18 protein-coding genes are annotated in these 20,641 nt (G+C 46.2%); 9 read left to right on the forward strand and 9 right to left on the reverse strand.

Annotation, left to right across the window (positions count from 1 at the left end; all coding sequences use genetic code 11):
* The coding region (locus tag FHS57_RS31670) for a hypothetical protein (RefSeq protein WP_221225615.1) at window positions 1–182 on the forward strand (182 nt) is incomplete at its 5' end.
* Window positions 183–258: 76 nt separating this feature from the next.
* On the opposite strand, the gene FHS57_RS12395 is transcribed toward FHS57_RS31670, so the two are convergent.
* The 8 genes from FHS57_RS12395 to FHS57_RS12430 all read right to left on the reverse strand — a co-directional run bounded on the left by FHS57_RS12395 (window position 259) and on the right by FHS57_RS12430 (window position 12,173).
* Window positions 259–1,641, reverse strand: a complete 1,383-nt coding sequence (locus FHS57_RS12395; RefSeq protein ID WP_183974016.1) for a ferredoxin-like domain-containing protein — start codon at window positions 1,639–1,641, stop codon at window positions 259–261.
* Between the two features lie 10 nt (window positions 1,642–1,651).
* Window positions 1,652–2,437 carry a nucleotidyltransferase domain-containing protein gene (locus FHS57_RS12400; RefSeq protein ID WP_183974018.1) on the reverse strand — a complete coding sequence of 262 codons (786 nt, stop codon included), beginning with the start codon at window positions 2,435–2,437 and terminating at the stop codon, window positions 1,652–1,654.
* Window positions 2,438–2,507: 70 nt separating this feature from the next.
* Window positions 2,508–6,020: a nitrate reductase gene (locus FHS57_RS12405; RefSeq protein ID WP_183974020.1), complete on the reverse strand. Its 3,513-nt coding sequence runs from the start codon at window positions 6,018–6,020 to the stop codon at window positions 2,508–2,510.
* A 13-nt stretch (window positions 6,021–6,033) separates the two neighbouring features.
* Window positions 6,034–7,338 carry a NarK family nitrate/nitrite MFS transporter gene (locus FHS57_RS12410; RefSeq protein ID WP_183974022.1) on the reverse strand — a complete coding sequence of 435 codons (1,305 nt, stop codon included), beginning with the start codon at window positions 7,336–7,338 and terminating at the stop codon, window positions 6,034–6,036.
* A 364-nt stretch (window positions 7,339–7,702) separates the two neighbouring features.
* The gene (locus tag FHS57_RS12415; RefSeq protein WP_183974024.1) at window positions 7,703–8,560 is read right to left on the reverse strand and encodes an ABC transporter ATP-binding protein; all 858 of its coding nucleotides are present in this window, start codon (window positions 8,558–8,560) and stop codon (window positions 7,703–7,705) included.
* Window positions 8,561–8,595: 35 nt separating this feature from the next.
* Window positions 8,596–9,378, reverse strand: a complete 783-nt coding sequence (gene ntrB / locus FHS57_RS12420; RefSeq protein ID WP_183974026.1) for a nitrate ABC transporter permease — start codon at window positions 9,376–9,378, stop codon at window positions 8,596–8,598.
* A 7-nt stretch (window positions 9,379–9,385) separates the two neighbouring features.
* Window positions 9,386–10,591: a CmpA/NrtA family ABC transporter substrate-binding protein gene (locus tag FHS57_RS12425; protein ID WP_183974028.1), complete on the reverse strand. Its 1,206-nt coding sequence runs from the start codon at window positions 10,589–10,591 to the stop codon at window positions 9,386–9,388.
* Window positions 10,592–10,628: 37 nt separating this feature from the next.
* Window positions 10,629–12,173 (reverse strand): alginate export family protein, encoded by a 1,545-nt coding sequence (locus FHS57_RS12430; RefSeq protein ID WP_183974030.1) that lies wholly within the window; start codon window positions 12,171–12,173, stop codon window positions 10,629–10,631.
* A gap of 510 nt (window positions 12,174–12,683) precedes the next feature.
* On the opposite strand from FHS57_RS12430, the gene FHS57_RS12435 reads away from it, so the two are divergent.
* From FHS57_RS12435 to FHS57_RS12445, 3 genes are all read left to right on the forward strand, one after another.
* Window positions 12,684–13,958, forward strand: coding sequence for an anthranilate phosphoribosyltransferase (locus FHS57_RS12435; RefSeq protein WP_183974032.1), 1,275 nt, complete (start codon window positions 12,684–12,686; stop codon window positions 13,956–13,958).
* A 76-nt stretch (window positions 13,959–14,034) separates the two neighbouring features.
* Window positions 14,035–14,904 (forward strand): alpha/beta hydrolase, encoded by an 870-nt coding sequence (locus FHS57_RS12440; RefSeq protein WP_183974034.1) that lies wholly within the window; start codon window positions 14,035–14,037, stop codon window positions 14,902–14,904.
* Between the two features lie 180 nt (window positions 14,905–15,084).
* Window positions 15,085–15,465 carry a hypothetical protein gene (locus FHS57_RS12445; RefSeq protein WP_183974036.1) on the forward strand — a complete coding sequence of 127 codons (381 nt, stop codon included), beginning with the start codon at window positions 15,085–15,087 and terminating at the stop codon, window positions 15,463–15,465.
* Window positions 15,466–15,563: 98 nt separating this feature from the next.
* Here FHS57_RS12445 and mnmA read toward each other — a convergent pair whose 3' ends face one another.
* Window positions 15,564–16,670, reverse strand: a complete 1,107-nt coding sequence (gene mnmA, locus FHS57_RS12450; RefSeq protein WP_183974038.1) for a tRNA 2-thiouridine(34) synthase MnmA — start codon at window positions 16,668–16,670, stop codon at window positions 15,564–15,566.
* A gap of 674 nt (window positions 16,671–17,344) precedes the next feature.
* Between mnmA and FHS57_RS12455 the strand changes: the two genes are divergently transcribed.
* The 5 genes from FHS57_RS12455 (at window position 17,345) to FHS57_RS12475 (ending at window position 20,605) form a co-directional block, all read left to right on the forward strand.
* Entirely contained in the window at window positions 17,345–17,728 is a 384-nt protein-coding gene (locus tag FHS57_RS12455) for a T9SS type A sorting domain-containing protein (RefSeq protein WP_028527006.1), read from the forward strand.
* Window positions 17,729–17,748: 20 nt separating this feature from the next.
* Window positions 17,749–18,159, forward strand: coding sequence for a T9SS type A sorting domain-containing protein (locus FHS57_RS12460; RefSeq protein WP_183974040.1), 411 nt, complete (start codon window positions 17,749–17,751; stop codon window positions 18,157–18,159).
* Window positions 18,160–18,202: 43 nt separating this feature from the next.
* Complete coding sequence (locus FHS57_RS12465; RefSeq protein ID WP_183974042.1) at window positions 18,203–18,592, forward strand: T9SS type A sorting domain-containing protein; 390 nt, start codon at window positions 18,203–18,205, stop codon at window positions 18,590–18,592.
* A 192-nt stretch (window positions 18,593–18,784) separates the two neighbouring features.
* The gene (locus FHS57_RS12470; protein ID WP_183974044.1) at window positions 18,785–19,819 is read left to right on the forward strand and encodes a sensor histidine kinase; all 1,035 of its coding nucleotides are present in this window, start codon (window positions 18,785–18,787) and stop codon (window positions 19,817–19,819) included.
* Between the two features lie 30 nt (window positions 19,820–19,849).
* Window positions 19,850–20,605, forward strand: a complete 756-nt coding sequence (locus FHS57_RS12475; RefSeq protein ID WP_183974046.1) for a LytR/AlgR family response regulator transcription factor — start codon at window positions 19,850–19,852, stop codon at window positions 20,603–20,605.
* The last annotated feature ends 36 nt before the right edge of the window (window positions 20,606–20,641 follow it).

Below are 20,641 nucleotides of genomic sequence, written 5' to 3' on the forward strand. Positions count from 1 at the left end.
ATTGCAGCAGTCGTTTCGGTTTTGAGAAACCGAAAGCACATACGCTGAGAAGCCGAAATCACGGTGTGCGAGTGCCTTTGGTTTCTCAAAACCAAAGCGAGAGGTTGCTCACAACCTCGTTAAAGTTGAGTGGATGTTTTGAGCAACCTCGTGCAGGATTGCAGCAGTCGTTTCGGTTTTGAGAAACCGAAAGCACATACGTCGAGAAACCGAAAGCACGTACGCTGAGAAACTGAAAGCATACACCCAATACCTCAATCACGGCGCTATTTCCAATTCAACTTCGACAAAATCAGCTACGGGGGCATCGCAAAGTGAACATAAATACGACGAAGGTAAGGGAAGTGGCAGTTCCGCAACCGTCTGGCAGTGCGTACACTGCATTACTCTTTGGGTAGGAGCAGGTTTTAGTCCCGACGTTTTACGGGTGATACTTGTCTTTTTATCAGTCGAAAGTTGTTCGTAGTATTTTAGCGTGAGGCGTCGAAGAATTTCTGGGAGATTCTTACGGGCAACATCGCCCGCAAAAACTTCCCATTCTGTATTCCCAATGTAAAAATCAGGAGAATGAACCACTCGAAAACGCTGATAATCCGTCGATAATGGCTCTATGACAATCGTAGAAGTCGTTTCGGCATTACGATGACCAATGCCAAAACTAAGGCTAGATGTCCGAATGCGCAGTCTTTCAAAAGCTTCGACCAGCTCCGTTTTGAGGCGCAATGCCGACGCCTCAGCATCGGGGAGCTGCCAGTTGAGTTCGAGCGACGAATAATGCGTATGTATCCCCCAGATTCCTAGGAGCTTTTCCCATTGATAAATCGTCTCTTTTGGTATATCGCGAACGATGAATGTTTTGAAAGGAGTTGGATACAAACGCCCGATTTTGGTATCGATGCAAAGTTGACAAAGGGCTTCTAAAAAAGTCGTGTCAAACTCGTTCTCGCGCTGGTATAACCCCATCCAATAGCGGTCGTCGTAGCGGTAAATACCCTCGTGGTGCGGGTATGGTTTGGGCGTAAGTTTCAGTTCTTTTTGAATGGGTCGTGTTCGTCCCGTAAACGTTTTTGAAACAACCCCGTACAGTTCTTCAAAAGAAGGGTTAGGCCGTGGATTTTCCAACCATATTTTTTCAATGTGTTGGACCCAGTCCGCAATTTGTTCCCCGTCAACAAGTTTAGGCCAGACATGAATGCCCCCTAATTCGGATAAATTGACCACCAAATACCAAAACGAAGGGGTAGGGGAAGCGATAAAATTAAGCTCTCCAGTCAACGGTCGAATCAACTCCTGCGTGGGGTCGATGAGGTTAATTTTGAGACGTGGTCGAAAGGTAAATTCGTCCAAAATATCCAGATAGTCGCCCGACCGAAGCCAAGAGAGCTGGGGAAAGATATTTTGTGCAACCAACGACGAAACGATGTTGGGATGCACTGCCGCGGCTTCTTCTACTCCAAACCCCTCCGACATTAATTGCGACCGAAGCAACGAGCGTTGAGAATCGGTGCAAGGAATGAGCAAATCTTGGCGAAAACCAACTTCAATTTTGCCCAAAGCCCATTTTTTGGCTAACATGGCCAAACGTTGTAGCTCGTCGGGGGTAATGACCCCACCTTGGGTAGCGATGCGGAGGTACGGCATAGTGGTTTGGTTAGGTGGAAATAGCTGCTACGTATTTTTTTACTTCTCTTTCTGCCTCGCTGTTAAGCTGAACGGACGAGTCAAAAAGGACGGTTCGGGTTTGTTCGTAGATAACAATGGCTTTGTTCAAAGAAGTTACCAACGATGTTTTATCTAATAAGGCAACGGTTGCTGACAGTGCCTCAAAATCGGCGTTTGGGAGTTTGGTCTCAACTTTTCGGACACCTCGGGGCTGGTTGCCATTTTGGATGTGCAAAAGAGGCCCTAAAACAACCATTCTCAAAAAGGCCAGAAAATCAGCAGCTTCCGTTAACTCTCCTCGGCCAATTTTTAGCGCCCCGTAGTGAATCCACACCCAAAAACGGTCTTCAATCCATTGATAATCAGGATAAGGCCAAGTGGAAGTCGTTTGCTGAATAATTTTTGTCAAAATCTCATCCCTTTCCCACACGACGATGGGGTCTTCGACGCGCTGATAAAATTCGTCGGGTGTCAAAAACTTGATGTCAACGTGTAAAAGCGGATTCCCGTACAAACAAATCAACACGCGCGGCTCTCCGACGTGCTCCCCCGTAAATGCGGAGAGAACGTTGCCGAAGCTTTGTGCGACTGATTTCATTTGGGCAGGGTCGGTTGAGAGCTTCGTTTTGGAAACAAGTACTAAGTCCAAATCCGAGTACGCGTCCATTTCTTGCGTAATCCAAGAACCCGCTACCGCTAGGCCGAGCATGTCGGGAGATTCTTGTAAAACAGCGACAACTTTGTTGATAAATGCGTGGAAAATGGTGTCTTGCATAAGCTAGTTCGTTTTAGGCAATTATCGCAAAACCTTCGGCATTGGTGAAAAGTTCATCCTTGCCCAAAAATTATGCTTTGACCAAAGCCTCCTCCAATAATGCCTTCACTTCCAATTTACAACTGCCACAGCCTGTTCCTGCTCCTGTTTGCTGGCAAAGTGATTGAAAATCATGGCAGCCCGCTACAATCGCCTCTCGAATATTGCTATCGCCGACGTTGTTGCAAGAACATACGACTTTCCCTTTCAAAGCAGGGGCACTTTTGCCACTTCGTAACAGCTTTAGCCGCTTGTCCGAAAGTTCGGTTTGGTGCTGAATCAGCGCTTTGTATTCGGTAAATTCTGATTTGTCGCCAAACAAAATAGCCCCCACCAGTTTATCCCCTTGAATGATGCACTTTTTGTAAAAACGTTTTTGCTTATCTGAAAAAATAACTTCTTCAAAATCGGCTCCTGCACCATTGGCAGGGATTTCGGTCATCCCGAGTGAGCATAAGCCTAACCCTTCCATTTTGAGGATATTCATGGATAGGGTAGGGCGGTAGTAACTTTGAACGTCGCCGTTGAGGTAAGCGCAAAGCGCCTCGGCTTGTTCTTCGGCGGCAGCGGTGATGCCAAAAAGCTGCCCTTCAAATTCGGCCACTTCACCAATGGCAAATACGGCTGGGTCGGAGGTTTGAAGGTAAGCGTTGACCACAATCCCCCGCTGCACGTCGAGGCCCGACTTGCGGGCAATTTCTACATTGGGCGTCGTGCCAATGGTCAGAATGACGGCGTCGCAGGTCAACACGCGCCCCGAGGTAAGGCGAAGACCTTCCACGCGTTGTTGGCCTGTGATGTACTTTACTTCGTCGTTGTAAAAAACATCAATGCCTCGGTCGGTGAGTTCTTCGTGCAGAAGCGAACTAGCTGTACCATCCAGTTGGCGATTCATAAGGCGTGACCCTCGGTGAATAACGGTTGATTTGACGCCAATTTCTCCCAATGAGGCGGCTAATTCTAACCCCAATAACCCACCACCTACCACCACGACGTGGCGCGGAGCAGAAGTTGGCACAAGTTGGTTCAAATAGTTGGTCAGGCCATCGGCATCTTGGCGCGTTCGCATGGTAAAGACCCCCGCCAACGATGTATCATAGTCGCGAGGAAGTGCCGAACGACTTCCAGTTGCAATAATCAAACGGTCGTAAGAATGGGTATCTCCTTGAGAATCAGTGACTGTTTTTTTTGTACGGTCAATCTGTTCAATGCTGATCCCTTCGTATAGATGCACCAGCGCGCGTTCGTCGTCTTGCATTTTGAGCAATTTATCCCACGACATGGCGCCACTGATGTAATCGGGCAACATCACGCGATTGTAGAAAGCAAAGGGTTCTTTGCTGAAGACATGAACTTCGTCAGTGAGGTTGTGCTGGCGGTGGGCAGTGACAAATTTGTAGGCCGCTGCTCCCGCTCCAATCACGATGATTTTTTCCTTTGGTTTGCTAAACTTTGTGACTTGAACCGCCGCAAATTTAAAATCAGGTTCTTTTGAAAGCGGGTCTATGAGGTCGCTGGTAAGGTTGTTAGCACGGGCAGCGTTGCTTTGTAAAATTTTTCCCCAGTGCATAGGCAAAAAAACAACCCCTTGCCGAATGTCAGTGGTGATTTTGGCAGGTACCTGAACTTCCCCACGGCCATTTTGGATGACGACGATGTTGCTTTCTTTGATGCCTCGCTCGGTTGCATCCGCAGGGTGTATTTCTAAAAATGCTTTGGGAAGGTGTTGCGTGAGTTTATTGACCCGTCCCGTCTTGGTCATGGTGTGCCACTGGTCGCGAATCCGTCCCGTAGTAAGTACCAGCGGTAGGTCGTCACTAAGCGCTTCCGACTGATTATCGTCGGGAACGGTTTTGATTTGGGCTTTTCGAGACGTGGTAAAAAACTGCCCGTCGGTAAAAAGCCGAGGCGTACCTTCCGACTGAGGCGCAGGGACTGGCCATTGGAGAGTTCCTTGGGTACGTAACCGCTCGTGCGAGAGTCCGCTCATGTCCACGTTTGTGCCTTTGGTGAGGTATACGTGCTCGTCGTAAATCGCGGCGGAATGGGGATAGTTGAAGGCGTGTCCAAACCCCATTTTATGCGCAAACTTGACGATGATTTCGCTGTCGGGAAGGGCTTCGCCAACGGGCTCGTTGAATTTGTTGAGGTACGAAACCCGCCGTTCGGAGTTGGTCATGGTGCCCGTTTTTTCGCCCCAAGCAGCCGCAGGAAGCACTAAGTCGGCAAAAGCAAGGGTATCGGAGCGGTTGGAAACATCCTGTACTACCACAAATTTGGCCGCTTTGAGGGCTTCTTCCACAAGTTGAACATTGGGTAAACTCACCAGCGGATTGGTGCACATGATCCAAATTGCTTTCATACGCCCGTCTTTGAGGGCTTGAAACATTTCGGTGGCCGTGTAGCCTGGTTTGGGGTTAAGCGAAGGCACTCCCCAAAAATCGGCGACTTCTTGGCGGTGCTGCGGGTCAGCCAAGTTGCGGTGGGCTGGCAGGAGATTTGATAGCCCACCTACTTCTCTCCCTCCCATCGCATTTGGCTGACCCGTCAACGAAAATGGTCCTGAACCTGGTTTGCCAATGTGCCCCGTAATGAGGTGCAAATTGAGCAGCGCTAGGTTTTTATTGACGCCAATCACACTTTGATTAAAGCCCATCGCCCACATCGAAATGAAGCCTTTGGATTTGCCGATGTATTCGACGGCTTGGTGAATATCGTGGAGGCTAATGCCGCAGATTTTTGCGGCTTCGCGCATGTCGCGTTCGGCCACTTTTACCCGAAAACTATCAAAGCCTTCGGTATGGTTTTTTATAAAATGTTCATCAATGTATCCCCTAGAAATCAGTCCTTTGGCGATGGCGTTGAGCAACACTACGTCGGTGCCAGGCTTGACCTGTAGGTGCAAGTCGGCCATGCGTGCGGTATCGGTACGGCGTGGGTCAACGACGATGAACTTGACGCGCGGATTGGCGGCCTTGTGGGCTTCCATGCGGCGAAAAACGATGGGGTGGTTCCAGGCAGGATTGGCTCCTGCCACCAAGAAACAATCGGCGAGCTCGATGTCCTCGTAGCTGCACGGAACCGAATCTTCTCCCAAAGCCATTTTATACCCAACCACCGCCGATGACATACACAAGCGCGAGTTGGTGTCTAAGTTGTTGGAGCCAATAAAGCCTTTTATGAGCTTATTGACCACGTAATATTCTTCCGTCAGGCATTGGCCCGATGCGTAAAAACCAACGGAATCGGGGCCGTATTTGTCAATAAATGTCTTAAAAACGGCCGCTGCCCGTTCAAGGGCCGTATCCCACGTCACTCGTTGTAGCGCCGCTTGTCGATTCCAGCGCATTTGTGGATAGAGCAAGCGGTCGCTTGTATCCATGACGGTGTAGTGCAAGTTCATGCCCTTCGAACAAAGCATTCCTTTGCTGGAAGGATGCTCGGGGTCACCTTCTACCGAAATGCGTCCGTCGCGGTTTTTTTTGACCAATACCCCGCAGCCTACCCCGCAGTAACAACAAGTGGTTTTGTGGATTTCTACCATTTGAAAATTTGGGTTAAACGGCTTGTAACTCTGCTTCAGGCTGCTCGATGGTGATGGTTTTGCCAAAATTGACTAGGAAAAGCAGCAAGCCCACGGTAGCCACTAGGCCGCCAATGTACATAAATGCTTGTCCGTAGGTAATCGACTGGGATTTAAACAAAAAGCCCATCAACATTCCACCAACGTTGCCTCCTGCCCCTACTACGCCCGAAATGACACCTACTGCTTTGGGATTGACGAAGGGAACAATCGCATAGGTGCCGCCGTTAGCCATTTTCAAAAACATCGCAAAGCCGAGCATCGATACAACTGCCATGGTCAGGTTGCCTGCTTGAGCAAACAATAAAATTCCCAGTCCTTCCAAAAGAAGCATGGAGGCTAAAAGAATACCTTTGCCGCGCATCCCGTATTTTTGACCGACTTTATCTGCTACAATGCCGCCAACGGCACGGGCAAAAATGTTCATAAACCCAAACAACATTGCCCAAAAACCTGCTTCCGTTTCTTCCATCTTGAAATTATCAAAGAAGTAGAGCGCTGCTACGCCGTCGAAGGTGATTTCCATGCCAAAGCAACACGCATAGGCCAATGCCAAAGCCCAAACGCGAACATCGGAACAAGCTTTCCAAAAACTTACTTCTGATTTGCTAACGGCGGTGCGGTTGATTTCGTCGTAGTTGCCCGCAGGTGTGTCTTTGGTATATTTCCAATAGACAAAGGCCATTATAAGCATCAGTACGCCTGGTACGACCATGGCCAAGCGCCATGCGTCAGCTTTGACAAAACCAAACCCAACGATGGTCGCCATGATGAGGGGCATGGCCAATTGGGTGATTCCGCCGCCAAGGTTTCCCCAGCCGCCTGCTACGGCATTGGCCGTGCCTTTGATGTTGGGGGCAAACATGGTCGAAGTGTGAAATTGCGTAATGACAAACGAAGCGCCAATAACGCCAATGGCCAAACGAAACAACAAAAACGTGGTGTAGTCGTGGGCTAAGCCTACCAACATCACGGGCAAAGCACCAATGAGGAGGAGGGCCGTGTAGGTTTTGCGAGGCCCCCAACTATCGCAAAGTTTTCCGATGATAAGTCGGGCAAAGATAGTGGCCGATACGGCCGCAATGATGGTGTTTCCGACTTGGGGTTTGGTCAAACCTAAGTCTGCCCGAATGGCAGGCATGAGCGGTGCTAAACCGAACCAGCCGAAGAAACAGACAAAAAAGGTAAGCCAAGTAATGTGAAAGGTACGCATTTGTACCCCTTTGGTACTGAAAATGTGGAGTTTGGAAAGAGGCTGATTGGAAATAAGCTGGCTCATTGCGCTTTGTTGGTTAAAAGTAGAACATGAAACCAGCGTAAGGCCTGAAGCGATGCAATAGGGTACATCCAATAACGACTCTTCGTTCAACGAGTTTCGTTAAAGACTGTGCTACCTGCATCGGTTGAGCGCCGCCACGCTGCACCGATTTGGTACATCAAACATACAAAATAAGTAATTATGCTCAAAGTTAAAAATAAGTAATTTTCATAAAATACTCAATATTCTTTAAAATATTATACTAAATTTCTGTAAAATAACAAAATTTGATGTAAAAAATGAGTTATTTGAAACTTAAATTCAAGTATTTGTAATTTTTGGTTTGTACTCAGTTGGATGCCCAACTGAGTACAAATGCAACCAATTATTCATCTTCAATCGAAAACTTGTCGAAGAGCAAACTCATTAATTTGTCATGGGTTTCCATGTAAATTGGGTCGTGGACAATCTCTTTTTTGTTGCGCGGGCGCGGCAAGGGAATTTCTACAATTTCTTTGATGGTGGCTTCGGGGCCGTTGTTCATTACCACCACGCGGTCAGACAAGAAAATAGCTTCTTCGATGTCGTGCGTTACCATTACAATCGTTTTGTTGCGATTGTCCAAGTTCCAAAGTTTCAAAAGTTCAATGTGCATCGACCCTTTGGTGAGGGCATCCAACGCGCCAAAAGGCTCGTCGAGTAATAAAATACTAGGATTAATGGCAAAGGCACGTGCGATGGCAACGCGCTGCTTCATCCCGCCCGATAGTTGTCCTGGGAGTTTGTCTTTGTGTGGCCAGAGGGTGACCATTTTGAGGTTTTCTTCAACGATTTCCCGCTTCTCGGCGGCAGTTTTGCCTTTAAAAACGGAGTCCACAGCTTCGTAAATGTTTTTATAAACCGTCAGCCAAGGAAGAAGTGAGTAGTTTTGAAAGACAATACCACGGTCGGGGCCTGGGCCTTTGACCACTGCGCCGTTGGCGATAACCTGCCCACTGGTAGGGGCTGTCATGCCCGAAATGGTTCCCATTAAGGTAGATTTTCCGCAGCCAGAGTGGCCAATCAGCGCCACGATTTCGCCTTTTTTGATGGTGAGGTCAATGTTCTTGATGGCCGTGAAAATACCTTTGGGGGTTTTGAACGAAACGGTTATGTCCTTTACTTCAATGGAAGCAGGGCGCGACTGAATTTTATGAAACTCACTCGCCGAATCTATCGGGGCAATGGTTGGGTTGGAAGTCATGTTGGTAGTAGTTTCTGAACTTAACTTGGGTTGGACTAGGAAAAAGCAAAGCGTTTTTGGAGCCAATCGAATCCTTTGTCGAGCAATAACCCGACGGTGCCAATGATAAGAATCGCCGACAAGATTTTCTCAAGGCTAAGGGCGTTCCAGCTATCCCAAACAAAAAAGCCAATGCCAACGCCCCCCGAGAGCATTTCGCCTGCCACAATCACCATCCAAGCTACCCCAATGCTGAGGCGTAAACCCGTGATAATGTGTGGCAAAGCGTAGGGGATGATGACTTTGATGATGTACTTCCAACGAGAAAATCCGAACGCTTTTGCCACGTTTTTATGGTCTTGGGGGATGGAGGCCACGCCAAAGGCCGTATTGATTAAAGTAGGCCAAAGGCTTGTTACAAAAATGATGAAAACGGTGGCTCCCTCGGCAGCTTTGAAGGCCAATAGCCCCAACGGAAACCAAGCCAAGGGCGAAACAGGACGGAGGATTTGAACAATGGGATTGATGAGGCGAAAAGCCGTTTTGCTCGAACCAATCAGCAGCCCAAGTGGAATGGCCAACAGACTCCCCGCACCAAAACCGCTAAATACGCGAATGAGAGAGCTGAAAAGCTGATTTCCAATGCCTTTGTCGTTGGGGCCGTAATCGTAAAAAGGCGTAGCGAGCATTTCGCTGAAAACCGCCCAAGTGGACACTGGATTCGGGATTTCGTTGTTGGTCAGTAATGATACCGTCCACCAAGCTCCCAGTAAAAGTACGGCGCTACCTAGGCCGAACAGCACTGGCAAGTAGGTTTGAAAATTGAGTAGTTTTTTCATGGGGAAACTATTTTTTCGTTGAAGCTAAATACGCACCGACATTGCTTGGGTCAAACGACACATCGTAGGTGGTTTTGAAAGGTTTCATATCGTCGGTCATGATGGGTATTTTGGCTTCGTGAGCAACTTCTGCAAACAGGTCGTCGAGAATGAGTTTTTCTGCAATTCCTTTAAAATCAGGGTTAGATTTGAGGTATCCAAACCGCACATACTGCGCCATAAACCACATGCCGTGCGATTTGCGCGGGGTGTTTACGTAGCCTTTGTTGTAAAAAGTCATGTAATCTTCTTTGTATTTGGCAACCCCTAAGTCGCAACCTAAATCGCTCGAACCGAGCAGACGCGCTTCAATAACAGGCAGAGCTGCGTTTACATAATAGGGTTTTGAGAGCCAACCCGCTGCTTTTTTGCGGTTGCCTATGTTGTCGAGCCATTGACAGGCTTCGAGAATCGCCTTCATGACGTTTTTGAGGTTTTCGCGTTCTTGGGCCGCAAATGCTTTGTTGACAACCAGTGCTTTTTCGGGATGGTGTTTCCAAATATCTTGCGACGCTATTTGGGTAAAACCGATGTTTTGGGATGCTGCCACGCCGTTCCAAGGTTCGCCCACGCAGTAGCCTTCCATGTTATCGACGCGCATATTGGCGACCATTTGTGGCGGCGGTATCGTGATGATACCTACACTCTTTTGGTTAATACCCGCCGCCGCCATCCAGTTGCGAAGCCAAATGTCGTGCGTTCCTCCTGGGAAAGTCATGGCAAAAGTCACTTCTTTACGGCCTTGCACTTGCTTCACGGCAGCGTTTACTTTGCCCACTTCTTTGTAGCCTACAAGTCCACAAAAATCTTTGGAAAGGGTAATAGCTTGGCCGTTGTTGTTGAGTACCATCGCAATTTGCATTTCGGAGCCTGCTTTACCACCTACTCCCGTATAAACCGAGAAAGGCATTCCAAAAAGGCAATGAGCGCCGTCGAGCTCGCCATTAAGGACTTTGTCGCGGATATTGGCCCAAGAAGCTTCTTTGGTCAAAACGACATCAACGCCGTATTTTTGGAAAAGACCTAGTTCTTTGGCAGCGACCAAAGGAGCGCAGTCGGTGAGCGGTATAAAGCCCAATTTGACTTGGGGAAGTGCTGCTTTGCGCATCGACATACCCGCAATGAGAACCACGGCTGCACAGGCAGCAAGGAGAAATTTATAACTTACTTTCATTGATTTAGATGGTTAAAATGGACTAAAGCGGTTGAGTTTATTGCTTGATAGCCACGGGTTTGGTATAGAAGAAGTCAGGGCGGATGTTCAGCATCAAGTACGCCCAGTTAGCGCTGTGTTTGCTTTTGTCCATCGTGCCCAATTTGGCATATTCGAGGCTATTGGTGCCACTCAAATGCGAATACCCCAACTCGATGTTGGTGAATTTGTTGAGGTTATAATTGACAATAAAATCAAATTCATTGCCCAATTGGCGCGCAATTTTTCCCACCGAGGCGTCTAGGCCATTTTTCATGTCATTGGCCAAGGCAAAATTGTGGAAGTCGAGAGTAAAATAGAGGTTTGGATTGGCGACGTATTTGGTTTTTACGAAGGCATTGGCCAAACCACCCGCGGCGGCCCCTGTGCCTACGTAGAAGTAATCCATGTAGCCCCAATGGCGGTGTGGAGTGCCATACAATGGATCGAAGCGATGGTCTTTGCCATCAGGCGAAACGGTATTGTTGCCCGAAAGTACTTCATAACCAGGGCCAAACGAGAATTTGCCTTTTTGGACACTAAAGTTAGCCCCGTAGTGGAAAGCCGTCACTTCTTGCCCGTCGCGGTTTTTACCACCTTGTTTATACGCAAAGGCTTGCCACGCTATTTTCCCTAGTTTAGAGGACGCATTGCCCACGAGCCCCGTAAGCATCGCCCCGTAGGTAAGGCGGCTGTTGGTTCCTTCTACGTCGTAGCGGCGGCCATAGACTACGCCGTTGGCGGTGCTACCGAGGCTGTCTATACGGTACTTTTGGAAATCATCTTTGAAGACCAATCCCGAGAATTTTGTCAGTCCAAATTTGCGGCTCAAGTAAAGCATTTGCATTGATTTGAACATTTGATTTTGCCCGTTGGTGCTGAGCGGGGAGGCCAATACGGGAGCGCCTCCTTTGCCCGAAGTGGGTAAGAAGTCGGAAGGAATGGTGACGTACGCCCCTTTGGAATTGGCAACGGTGGTAGGTGCATTGCCAGCGGTATAAAATGTCCCTGCTCGACCAAAGGCATCCGAATTTTGGTTGAAAGCAACGCCAAGGTCGATTTGCCAACCTTTTTTCATGGCTTTCAGTAGCGCCATGTCAAATCGGCGACCTTGCTGAAGCCAGTCGAGGTTGCCAATCAAACGCACATCGTCGTAGATTAACTCCTGACGGCCTACTTTGAGGGAAAGGTTGTCGAATGCCTTAAACTTAATGGTGGTGTCGGCGATGTTGGCCAGTACAATTTCGGCCCATGCTTCGTGGACAAACAACTTAGAACCATCGGCGTTGTTGATAGACGCCGCGTCTTGTCCCCAGACGCGTACATCCCGTACGTTCATGCCAAACGTAAGCCGATCCCACTTGTAGCCGAAGTTCAAACTGGTTCGTTGGGAGGTGAAAACGGCGGGCTTTGCGCCGATTTTAGCAAGATTTCCCAGGCCGTCACGTACTTCGGTACGAGTTCGTAATTGGCCTTGAAGCGAAATTTGAGAATGAGTAATTCTACTTATCAGTAGAGCAAAAAGAAGTACGCTGCACGATTGGACGTGTAACAATTTTTTCATAATTTTGTAACGTTTTAAGTTAATCCCTAATTTAGAACTACCAATAGCCCCGTCAGAACCGCCATTCTGCGGGGTTTTTCTTTTTCCTTACCACGAGCGTCCGCCAACGCCGTTATAAGTTCACGTAAGAGCATCCAATGTTAGTGAGGTGGGTGATTACTAATATTCTTAAAAAAATTCAATTTGTCCTTTTTTTGTTTTTTTTAGCGTCAATTCGCTAAAAAACCACTTGTGAAAAATATCGTTTGTAAAAAAAAGATTATCAAAAAAGTTTATACATTTACTACTCGATTTAAGCAAAATAATATTTGTTATTTGTGTCTGCTTAAAAATTTTACTTAAAGCTAGGCTCAATTTGTATAAATGCCAAATTTTAGTTTCGTTTTTTGAGTAAAAAGCCAAAAGTTCTTTATATTTTCAAAAAGTTTCTTTGAAAAAGTACTATTTGAAAATAATAAATTGTGATATTTGATAATGTTAGTTTTTAAACTAAGTAATTTATAAGTAATTGTGACAGCAACAGATTTCGCCTTAAAATACAATATAGATACACCCCTCGCGAAAGGAATTCGCCAAGTAGGGATAGGAAAACATGGAAGTAAATCACTCTCTGCCGAATTGGTGGAAGAGTGTTTGGCCGAACTTCACCGAGGGGCAGCTAGTCATCTACAAAAAGGCATCTTTTTTGGCGCACTGATGATGAAAGGCCCGACCGAAGCAGAGTTAAAGTTAGAAGAATACATAGGCAAACACGCGTTTAGTAACCCTGTCTTTTTTCTAAACCGACTGTGTCCCGATTTGCCTCCCCAATTGTTTCCGATTGGCGTGAAACTCCTCAATGGGCACTCACTACAGGTGTCAGAAGCGCATCAATTGGGGGATTTTTTGTTTACGAGCGATTGCTGTGAAACCTTTAAAGGCATGGCCGTCAGTATTCTTCGGGTGCGGTACGAGACAAACGATGAGTACGAAGGGTTGTACGATGCCGTGAAAACTACCTTTACGCCTGGTTTTCAGCGGCACGTTAAAACCAAATTTCCCATTGTACAACTGGCCGAACCCTTCGATGGCGTGGAACATTCGTACATGATTACGCCGCTGTTGGCTTATTTTTTCCAAGAACGAAATTACAACGCCGTTACGGCACTTGGGCGGTCGTCGGGGCCAAAATATGGACTTAATTCCCACGATTTATATTTATACATGGGAAGTTGGTTGCTGGCCGACAACCACGAGTTGCTCGAAATGAACCCCACTTATGGCTGGGTACTCGACCAAAAATTGCTTTCTCCCGCCCTTGATGGTTGGGTTGAACGCCGTCGGACGGCCGTAAAACGCCCGTTTTTGGCTACCCTCGAAAAGGTATTAAATCCTTGCGGTGCTCGTATATTGGTGACGTCGGTGTTTCATATTACTTACCAAATGAAAATGGCCGAGTTGGCGTTGATGGCAGGTTTTGACGGCGTAATGGTGCTTAAACGTGGGTTGGAAGGAAGCCTTGCCCCTGCCACGTCCAAAGCCAATGGCTTGCTGTGTGCCGTAAGAAATGCCAATGGACATTTGTTTTTTACGCACTTAGAGCACGATTTTCCGATGTTTGCGCAGTTCCGTACGGAAGCCGATGATGTCGTTGCAAACCCTACGGCCGAAGTGAATGCTACGCTGATTCGGAAGTATTTGCACAATGGCCGCACCGATTACCACGATTTTGATAACCGTGTCAATTATGCCAAAACCTTGTATATGCGTGGACTTGACTGGATTGAAAATCAGATTGGGTATTGAATAAAGTGCACAAAGGGTATAAATAAGAGGAAAAGTGTCTTTTGGGATAAACCAATCACTTAACTCTTGAATGAAAATGAAAAAAACCTTTTGGATGATTGCCATTGCTTTGCTGTTGGCAGGGCAGGGAGTAGTTGCGCAGTCAAAAGTCTATGACAACCTGAGTTTGCCGAGTAAAATCCTCAAAAGCGACCGCAAGTTTGCCATTTATCTTCCTCCCAATTACGAAGCCTCTCAGCGGAGCTATCCTGTGTTGTATTTGCTCCACGGAGCTGGCGATGACCAAACGGGCTGGGTGCAATTTGGTGAAGTGCAGCACATTGCCGACAAAGCATTTGCTGAAGGCAAAGCCACGCCGATGATTATTGTGATGCCAGATGCCAATACGGGGCAACGCGGCTACGCCAATGACCCTAAAAACGAATGGCGGTACGAAGATTTTTTCTTTCAAGAATTGATGCCGTACATTGAAAAGAACTACCGAACCAAACCCGAAAAGCGTTTTAGAGCGGTTGCTGGCTTGTCGATGGGGGGAGGAGGTACGTTTACCTATGCGCTTCGCCGTCCCGAACTTTTTTCATCGGCCTGCCCTTTGAGTGCTGCTACAGGCCCGATGAATTTGGAAATGACCAAGGCCACTTTAAAACGCGCAAAACCCGAGGTTGAATATACCGATGCCGAAGTGGAAGCGTATTACAAACGCCAAAGTGTGCTGGAGCTTATCAACGCTGTGCCAGATGATAAGAAAAAGGCGGTGCGTTGGTATATCGACTGTGGCGACGATGATTTTCTTTATGAAGGTAACTCATTGGTACACATCGCGATGAAGAAAAAAGAGATTCCGCACGAGTTTCGTATCCATGACGGAGGACATACTTGGACGTATTGGCGCCGTGCCCTGCCCGAAGTGCTAGGCTTTATTTCGGATGCTTTCCATCAATATTAATCAAAAAACAAAAAATCCCTCAGTCAAAGCCGAGGGATTTTTTGTTTCCGTTTATCCTTGTTTAGTGCCGTTTATAAAAATATTTTACTACAACAAGGTACTATGTATTGCAAAGTATCTTTCATAGCATATATTCGTGGGTAAATTAACAACCATCCATCACGTTTAAAAAGTAAAGCTATGAAAACAACCGTCTTTTTTGCCACATTTTGTATTATCGTAGGGATTGCGAGTCTTCCTTATTTTGTAAAAGAAGCCAATGGTGACAATATAAGTATCAGTGTGAGCGACTCGGACAATGTCTATAAAGTATCAGCGGATTATCCCAAAGACAAAGCAAGGAACGTTCAAAAGTGTTTGGATAAATGCCTTGACCCGTCGGGGATGTCATTTGTTAATGCCGAAATAGACGGCGACATTAACCCTGGGAATGGGATGTTTTTTCACATCAAATCATCTCCAGGGAAGTTGAGAATCAAATTTGACAAACGAAAAAACTCTGCAACCTCACTACGAAAAATGAAACAACTAGGAGAGGAGCTAAAAAAGGCAGTACTTTAGGAGAAGGTCGAGGGGAGAGTGTCGAATGTCGAGTGCAGAATGCAGAATGTCGAGTAGGTTCCATTCGACATTCTGCACTCTATACTCGACATTAAAAATTATTCTTCTTTGAAGCTTTTACTGATCCAGCCTCCGCCTACTACGTCGTCGCCTTCGTAGAAAACGGCCGCTTGTCCTGGAGCGATGGCGCTTACCGATTCGTGGAAACGCACCTTGATGCGGTCGTCTTCGACTTGGGTAATGAGGGCAGGAGCGCCGTCGTGTTTATAACGAACTTTCGTGATGGTTTCGATGGGCGATTCAATACGCGCGTATTTTTGGAGGTTCAGTTTTGAGACAAACATCCCGTTACGCTCCAGTTCTTTGTCGCGCCCAAGAACCACTTCATTGGTTTCTTTACGAATTTCGGTCACAAAAACGGGATAACCCAAAGCGATGCCTAAGCCTTTGCGTTGTCCGATGGTATAAAAAGGATACCCTTCGTGTTTGCCCACAACACTTCCGTCTTGGAGTACGTAATTTCCACCCGCTACTTGTCCTTCGAGTTCGGGTAAGCGGCGTTTGAGGAAACCACGGTAATCGTTATCGGGCACAAAACAGATTTCGTAACTTTCCGATTTATTCACCAAATCCATGAAACCACGTTCTTTGGCCATTTCACGGATTTCGCTTTTGTGCAAATTTCCCAAAGGTAACTTCGTGCGTGCCAAGCTTTCCTGCGATACCCCCCAAAGCACATAACTCTGGTCTTTCCAAGCGTCGATGCCTTTTGATACCACAAAGCGATTGTTTTCTTCGCGCAGGTTGGCATAGTGGCCCGTGGCAATAAACTCACAGTCGAGGCGGTCGGCGCGGCGCAGGAGTGCATCCCATTTGATGTGGGTGTTACACAACACGCATGGGTTGGGCGTGCGTCCTTCCAAATATTCGCCCGTAAAGTGGTCGATGACATAATCACCAAATTCGTTACGAATATCTAATATATAATGAGGAAAGCCGAGTTCGACGGCAATGGTGCGGGCGTCGTTGATGGAATCGAGCGAGCAGCAGCCCGTTTCTTTTTTTGTGCCGCCACTGCTGGCATAGTCCCACGTTTTCATGGTCATGCCAATTACTTCGTAGCCTTGTTCGTGTAATAAGACAGATGCAAGAGAGCTGTCGATGCCGCCACTCATGGCGACCAAAATACGTCCGTGTTTGCTCATGTGTCGTTTCTAAACGGATTCAAAGTCCGCCGAATTAGTTGAAAAAATAATTGATGCTACAAAAATAGCCATGAAATTCGTAACGAAGGTAGGTGGGTTAAAGTTCTTTTTCGGACGACTTGTAAGATATTTTAAACGTTTCATCCCCCGAAAAGGATGATTTAACACATTTTTATTCTTGGATGCAACCTTCCGTTATACATTTGCATCATTAGAGTGCGTTTATGATTTAAACGGTTCTTTGAAAATGTATAACCAAGTGAAATGTCCGCTATTGTAATTTAAACTGTTCGGAAACGGACAAATTTAAAATCGCTCAAAAAATATAAGTACCTGAAAATGAGTGGTATAAATTAAGTTAAATAGCTGGCACAACCTTTGAAAGTAAATAATTACAACAGCGATGTAACCTTTTGAACGATAGACAGTATTTAACAACAGCCATTAAGATTTTTTTTTACAGCCATGAAGACAAGTAACTCATTCACTCAAATTTCCCTTAGTACATAACAAAACAGGCATTTGCCACCCATCCTTTTTAAGTACCGCTTGTGTACTTTGTATTGCAAGGTACTAAATAAAACAAGCATCTTTGTAACGTCAATAAGACAAACAGCCATTGAAAATCAAAATTTAATCATACACAACACAGCCAATTTTAAATTTCCAAAACCATGAAAACTTTCGTAACAACCCTCGTTTGCGCTTTAGCGCTTGGTTCAACTGCCACTTTTGCTTCTGATCCAACAGAAGATAAAAAAGCGAAACCGATTCAAATCGGCGTATTTACTACAAAGGAAGCCAAGATTCAGATGGCGGTGCGTAAAGGACAGGGCGAAAAAGCCGTCATTACCCTCCGCGACGCCAAACAAAACATCTTGCACGAAGATGTAATGAGCAAAAAGTCAGAAAAGTACGATGCGCGTTTTGACGTAAGTCAGCTCGAAGAAGGTGAATACACCTTAGAAGTAACTTCAGGGAAAGACAAAATCCAGAAAAAAGTGTCAATCCAGTCTGCCAAACAAGAGGCAGTTCGTAATGTAAAACTCAATAAGTAACAGCCATTTAATCCACTGCCATGAAATTCTTATCAAACATTTTTTTAGGGGGGCTCCTCCTGACAGCATCTACTGTGGCTTTTGCAGGTCCAAGGGTCGGGGAAAAAAAAGTTAGTCGGGTGTCGGACAACCGAACAGGAGTGACTTTTGAAACCAGTGCGTTTGTAACGAAGGATGCGGCCATACGCTTGGCCGTGAAAAAAAATGCGCCAGAGCGCGTATATATTACACTACGGGATGCTAAAAACGTCATTTTGTACCGTGAAACAATCACCCAAAACGAAATGTCGTACGCCGCTAAAATTAACGTAAATGACTTGTCAGACGGTAATTACAAGCTCGAAATTGCCACCAACCAAGACCGCGTTGTCAAACACCTCCATTTGACTTCACCAAAGTCGGAGACCGAACGCGTTATTTCAGTAAATTAATTTTTTTCTTTCATAATCACAGCCAATTTAAAACAGTCAAACCATGAAAACGTTCATCAAATCAATTGCTTGCGCTTTGGCGCTTACTTCTACGGTAGCTTTTGCTCACCCTACAAAAGAAGAAAAAACAACCCGTCCTGAAGCTGCTTTTGAAAGCAGTGCATACGTGACAAACGACGCCAAAATTAAAGTGGCCATCCGTAAAAACGCACCCGCAAAAGTGTTTTTGACGCTTAAAGATGCCAATGGTGATGTGCTTTTCAAACAAACAGTAGCCAAAAACGAGATGAATTACTCGGCCAAATTCAACATCAATGAGTTGTCGGATGGGGTGTATAATTTGGAAATTGAGTCGGGCGAAAATCGGGTAGTAAAGCAATTGAATGTAGTGTCCAAAAAAATTGAAATCGAACGGAAAGTGACGGTTCAGTAACAAATAGGAGTGTTAAGTGTGCGCATCGGGTGATGCTGAGTAGGTTTCCTACTTAGTATCACCCGTTTTTTTGTTGACTCCTTGGTTCAGACAGTTCACACCACATCTACGACGACCCGTCGGATATGTGTGTGGTACAATTTACGGAATGTTGTAGTTTTGATACTAAATAATTCCTTTACTTTGGCTTTTATGAATGGGAGAAAAACACCGATAAAGTTTGCCATTAACCGAACGGACGCTATTAGCTGGTCGATTTCGGCAGCGTTGATTTTACTCTTGAATACAAACCTCAAAACGGGTGAGGTAAACTGGACGTGGACACTACTTATTTTTGCATCAGCCCTGACGATTAGTCGTATCCAAGAATATTTGATGCCTTTGTTGATGCGCCGAGCGGCCAACTGGCCCGTGCAGCGGATGCTGGGCGCGTATGTGCTGGTATGTGTGCTGGTGGCGACAATCATCAGTACGTTGGTGTTAATCATTATTCAATTGGTAAAAAAGGAGGTATTTCCCGCCCGCGTCTATGTTTCAAGCGGCCTGACGTACGTGTTGATGACCATTGCGTTTACGTCGGTATATGTGATTCAGCAGCTGACCGACCGCTGGAAAAAATCGCTACTTCAACAAGAACAGCTCAATCAGGCGCTGCTCAGGGCGGAATATGATGCCCTCAAAAATCAGGTAAATCCCCATTTTTTGTTTAACTCGCTCAACATCCTGAGTGCACTTATTCCCGAAGACCCCGAAAATGCGGTAAATTTGGTCGAAAGGCTTTCTAAAGTATTTCGCTATAATTTACAAAACAACGACCGCGTGACGGTAGAGCTGGGAACGGAGCTTAAAATCGTGGAGGCATATTTGTTTATTCATAAAATGCGTTTTGGGGAAAATTTACAGTATGACTTGTCAGTTGATAAAACAGATAAAACACGGTCGATTGTCACCCAAGGGCTGTTGACGTTGGTGGAAAATGCGTTGAAACACAATGAATGTTCGAGCGAAAAGCCTTTGACTATTTCGTTGTTTGTCGATGGTGACCGTGTAGTGGTTCGAAATACGTTTCAGCCCAAAAACAAGCAATTTTTGGAATCAACGGGCATTGGACTAAGCAACCTGAAAAGTCGCTACAAGCTCGTTACGACTGCGCCTGTTGAGGTGAAAGAAACCGCTGACTTTTTTGAAGTAAGTATTCCCTTTTGTAGTGCCTCTGGTAACTCGTAACCAGCGGAAAAACATAAACATTCTTCAGCAATGAACATTGTTATTTTAGAAGATGAGCCTTTGGCAGCCAAGCGATTGGAAGCACTTGTCAAGTCTATCGAACCCCAAGCGGTTATTTTGGCTAAACTGGAAAGTGTGCGAAGTGCGGCAAAATGGTTGACCGAAAACCCGCAGCCCGACCTGATTTTAATGGATATTCAACTCGCCGACGGTCTGTCGTTTGAGTTGTTTCAACAGGTCGATGTTACGGCTCCCATCATTTTTACGACGGCTTATGACGAATATGCCATTCGAGCGTTTAAGGTAAATAGCGTCGATTATTTGTTAAAACCGATTGAGAAGGATGAATTGGAGGCTGCTTTTGAGAAGTTTCATCAGCAGCAATCGGCCAATTCTCAGGACAAAATTGGGAAGGTATTAGAGGCGATGTTGAGCCAACGCACCGACTGGAAGTCGCGTTTTTTGCTGAAAGCAGGTGCACGATTCGACGTGGTAGAAGTGCCCGAAGTGGCGTATTTGTACGCGGAAGACAAAGTGGTGTTTTTGGTGACCAAAGAGCAAAAGAAATACTTCGTGGACGACACATTGGATGAATTGGAACAAAAGCTAAATCCGAAGCAGTTTTTTCGGCTCAATCGGAAGTATTTGAGCCAAATTTCGGCCATTGAGCGCATTGAGCCACATTTTAATGGGCGTTTAAAAATCAAACTTCGCCACCGTGATGATGATGAAATCTACGTGAGCCGCGAAAAAGCCGAAAACTTTAAAAAATGGCTGGATGCCTGAAGCCTTTCCAAGTTTCGTTAGCGTCGGAGTAGAAAC

Source organism: Runella defluvii, from assembly GCF_014195535.1.
Taxonomy (GTDB): domain Bacteria; phylum Bacteroidota; class Bacteroidia; order Cytophagales; family Spirosomataceae; genus Runella; species Runella defluvii.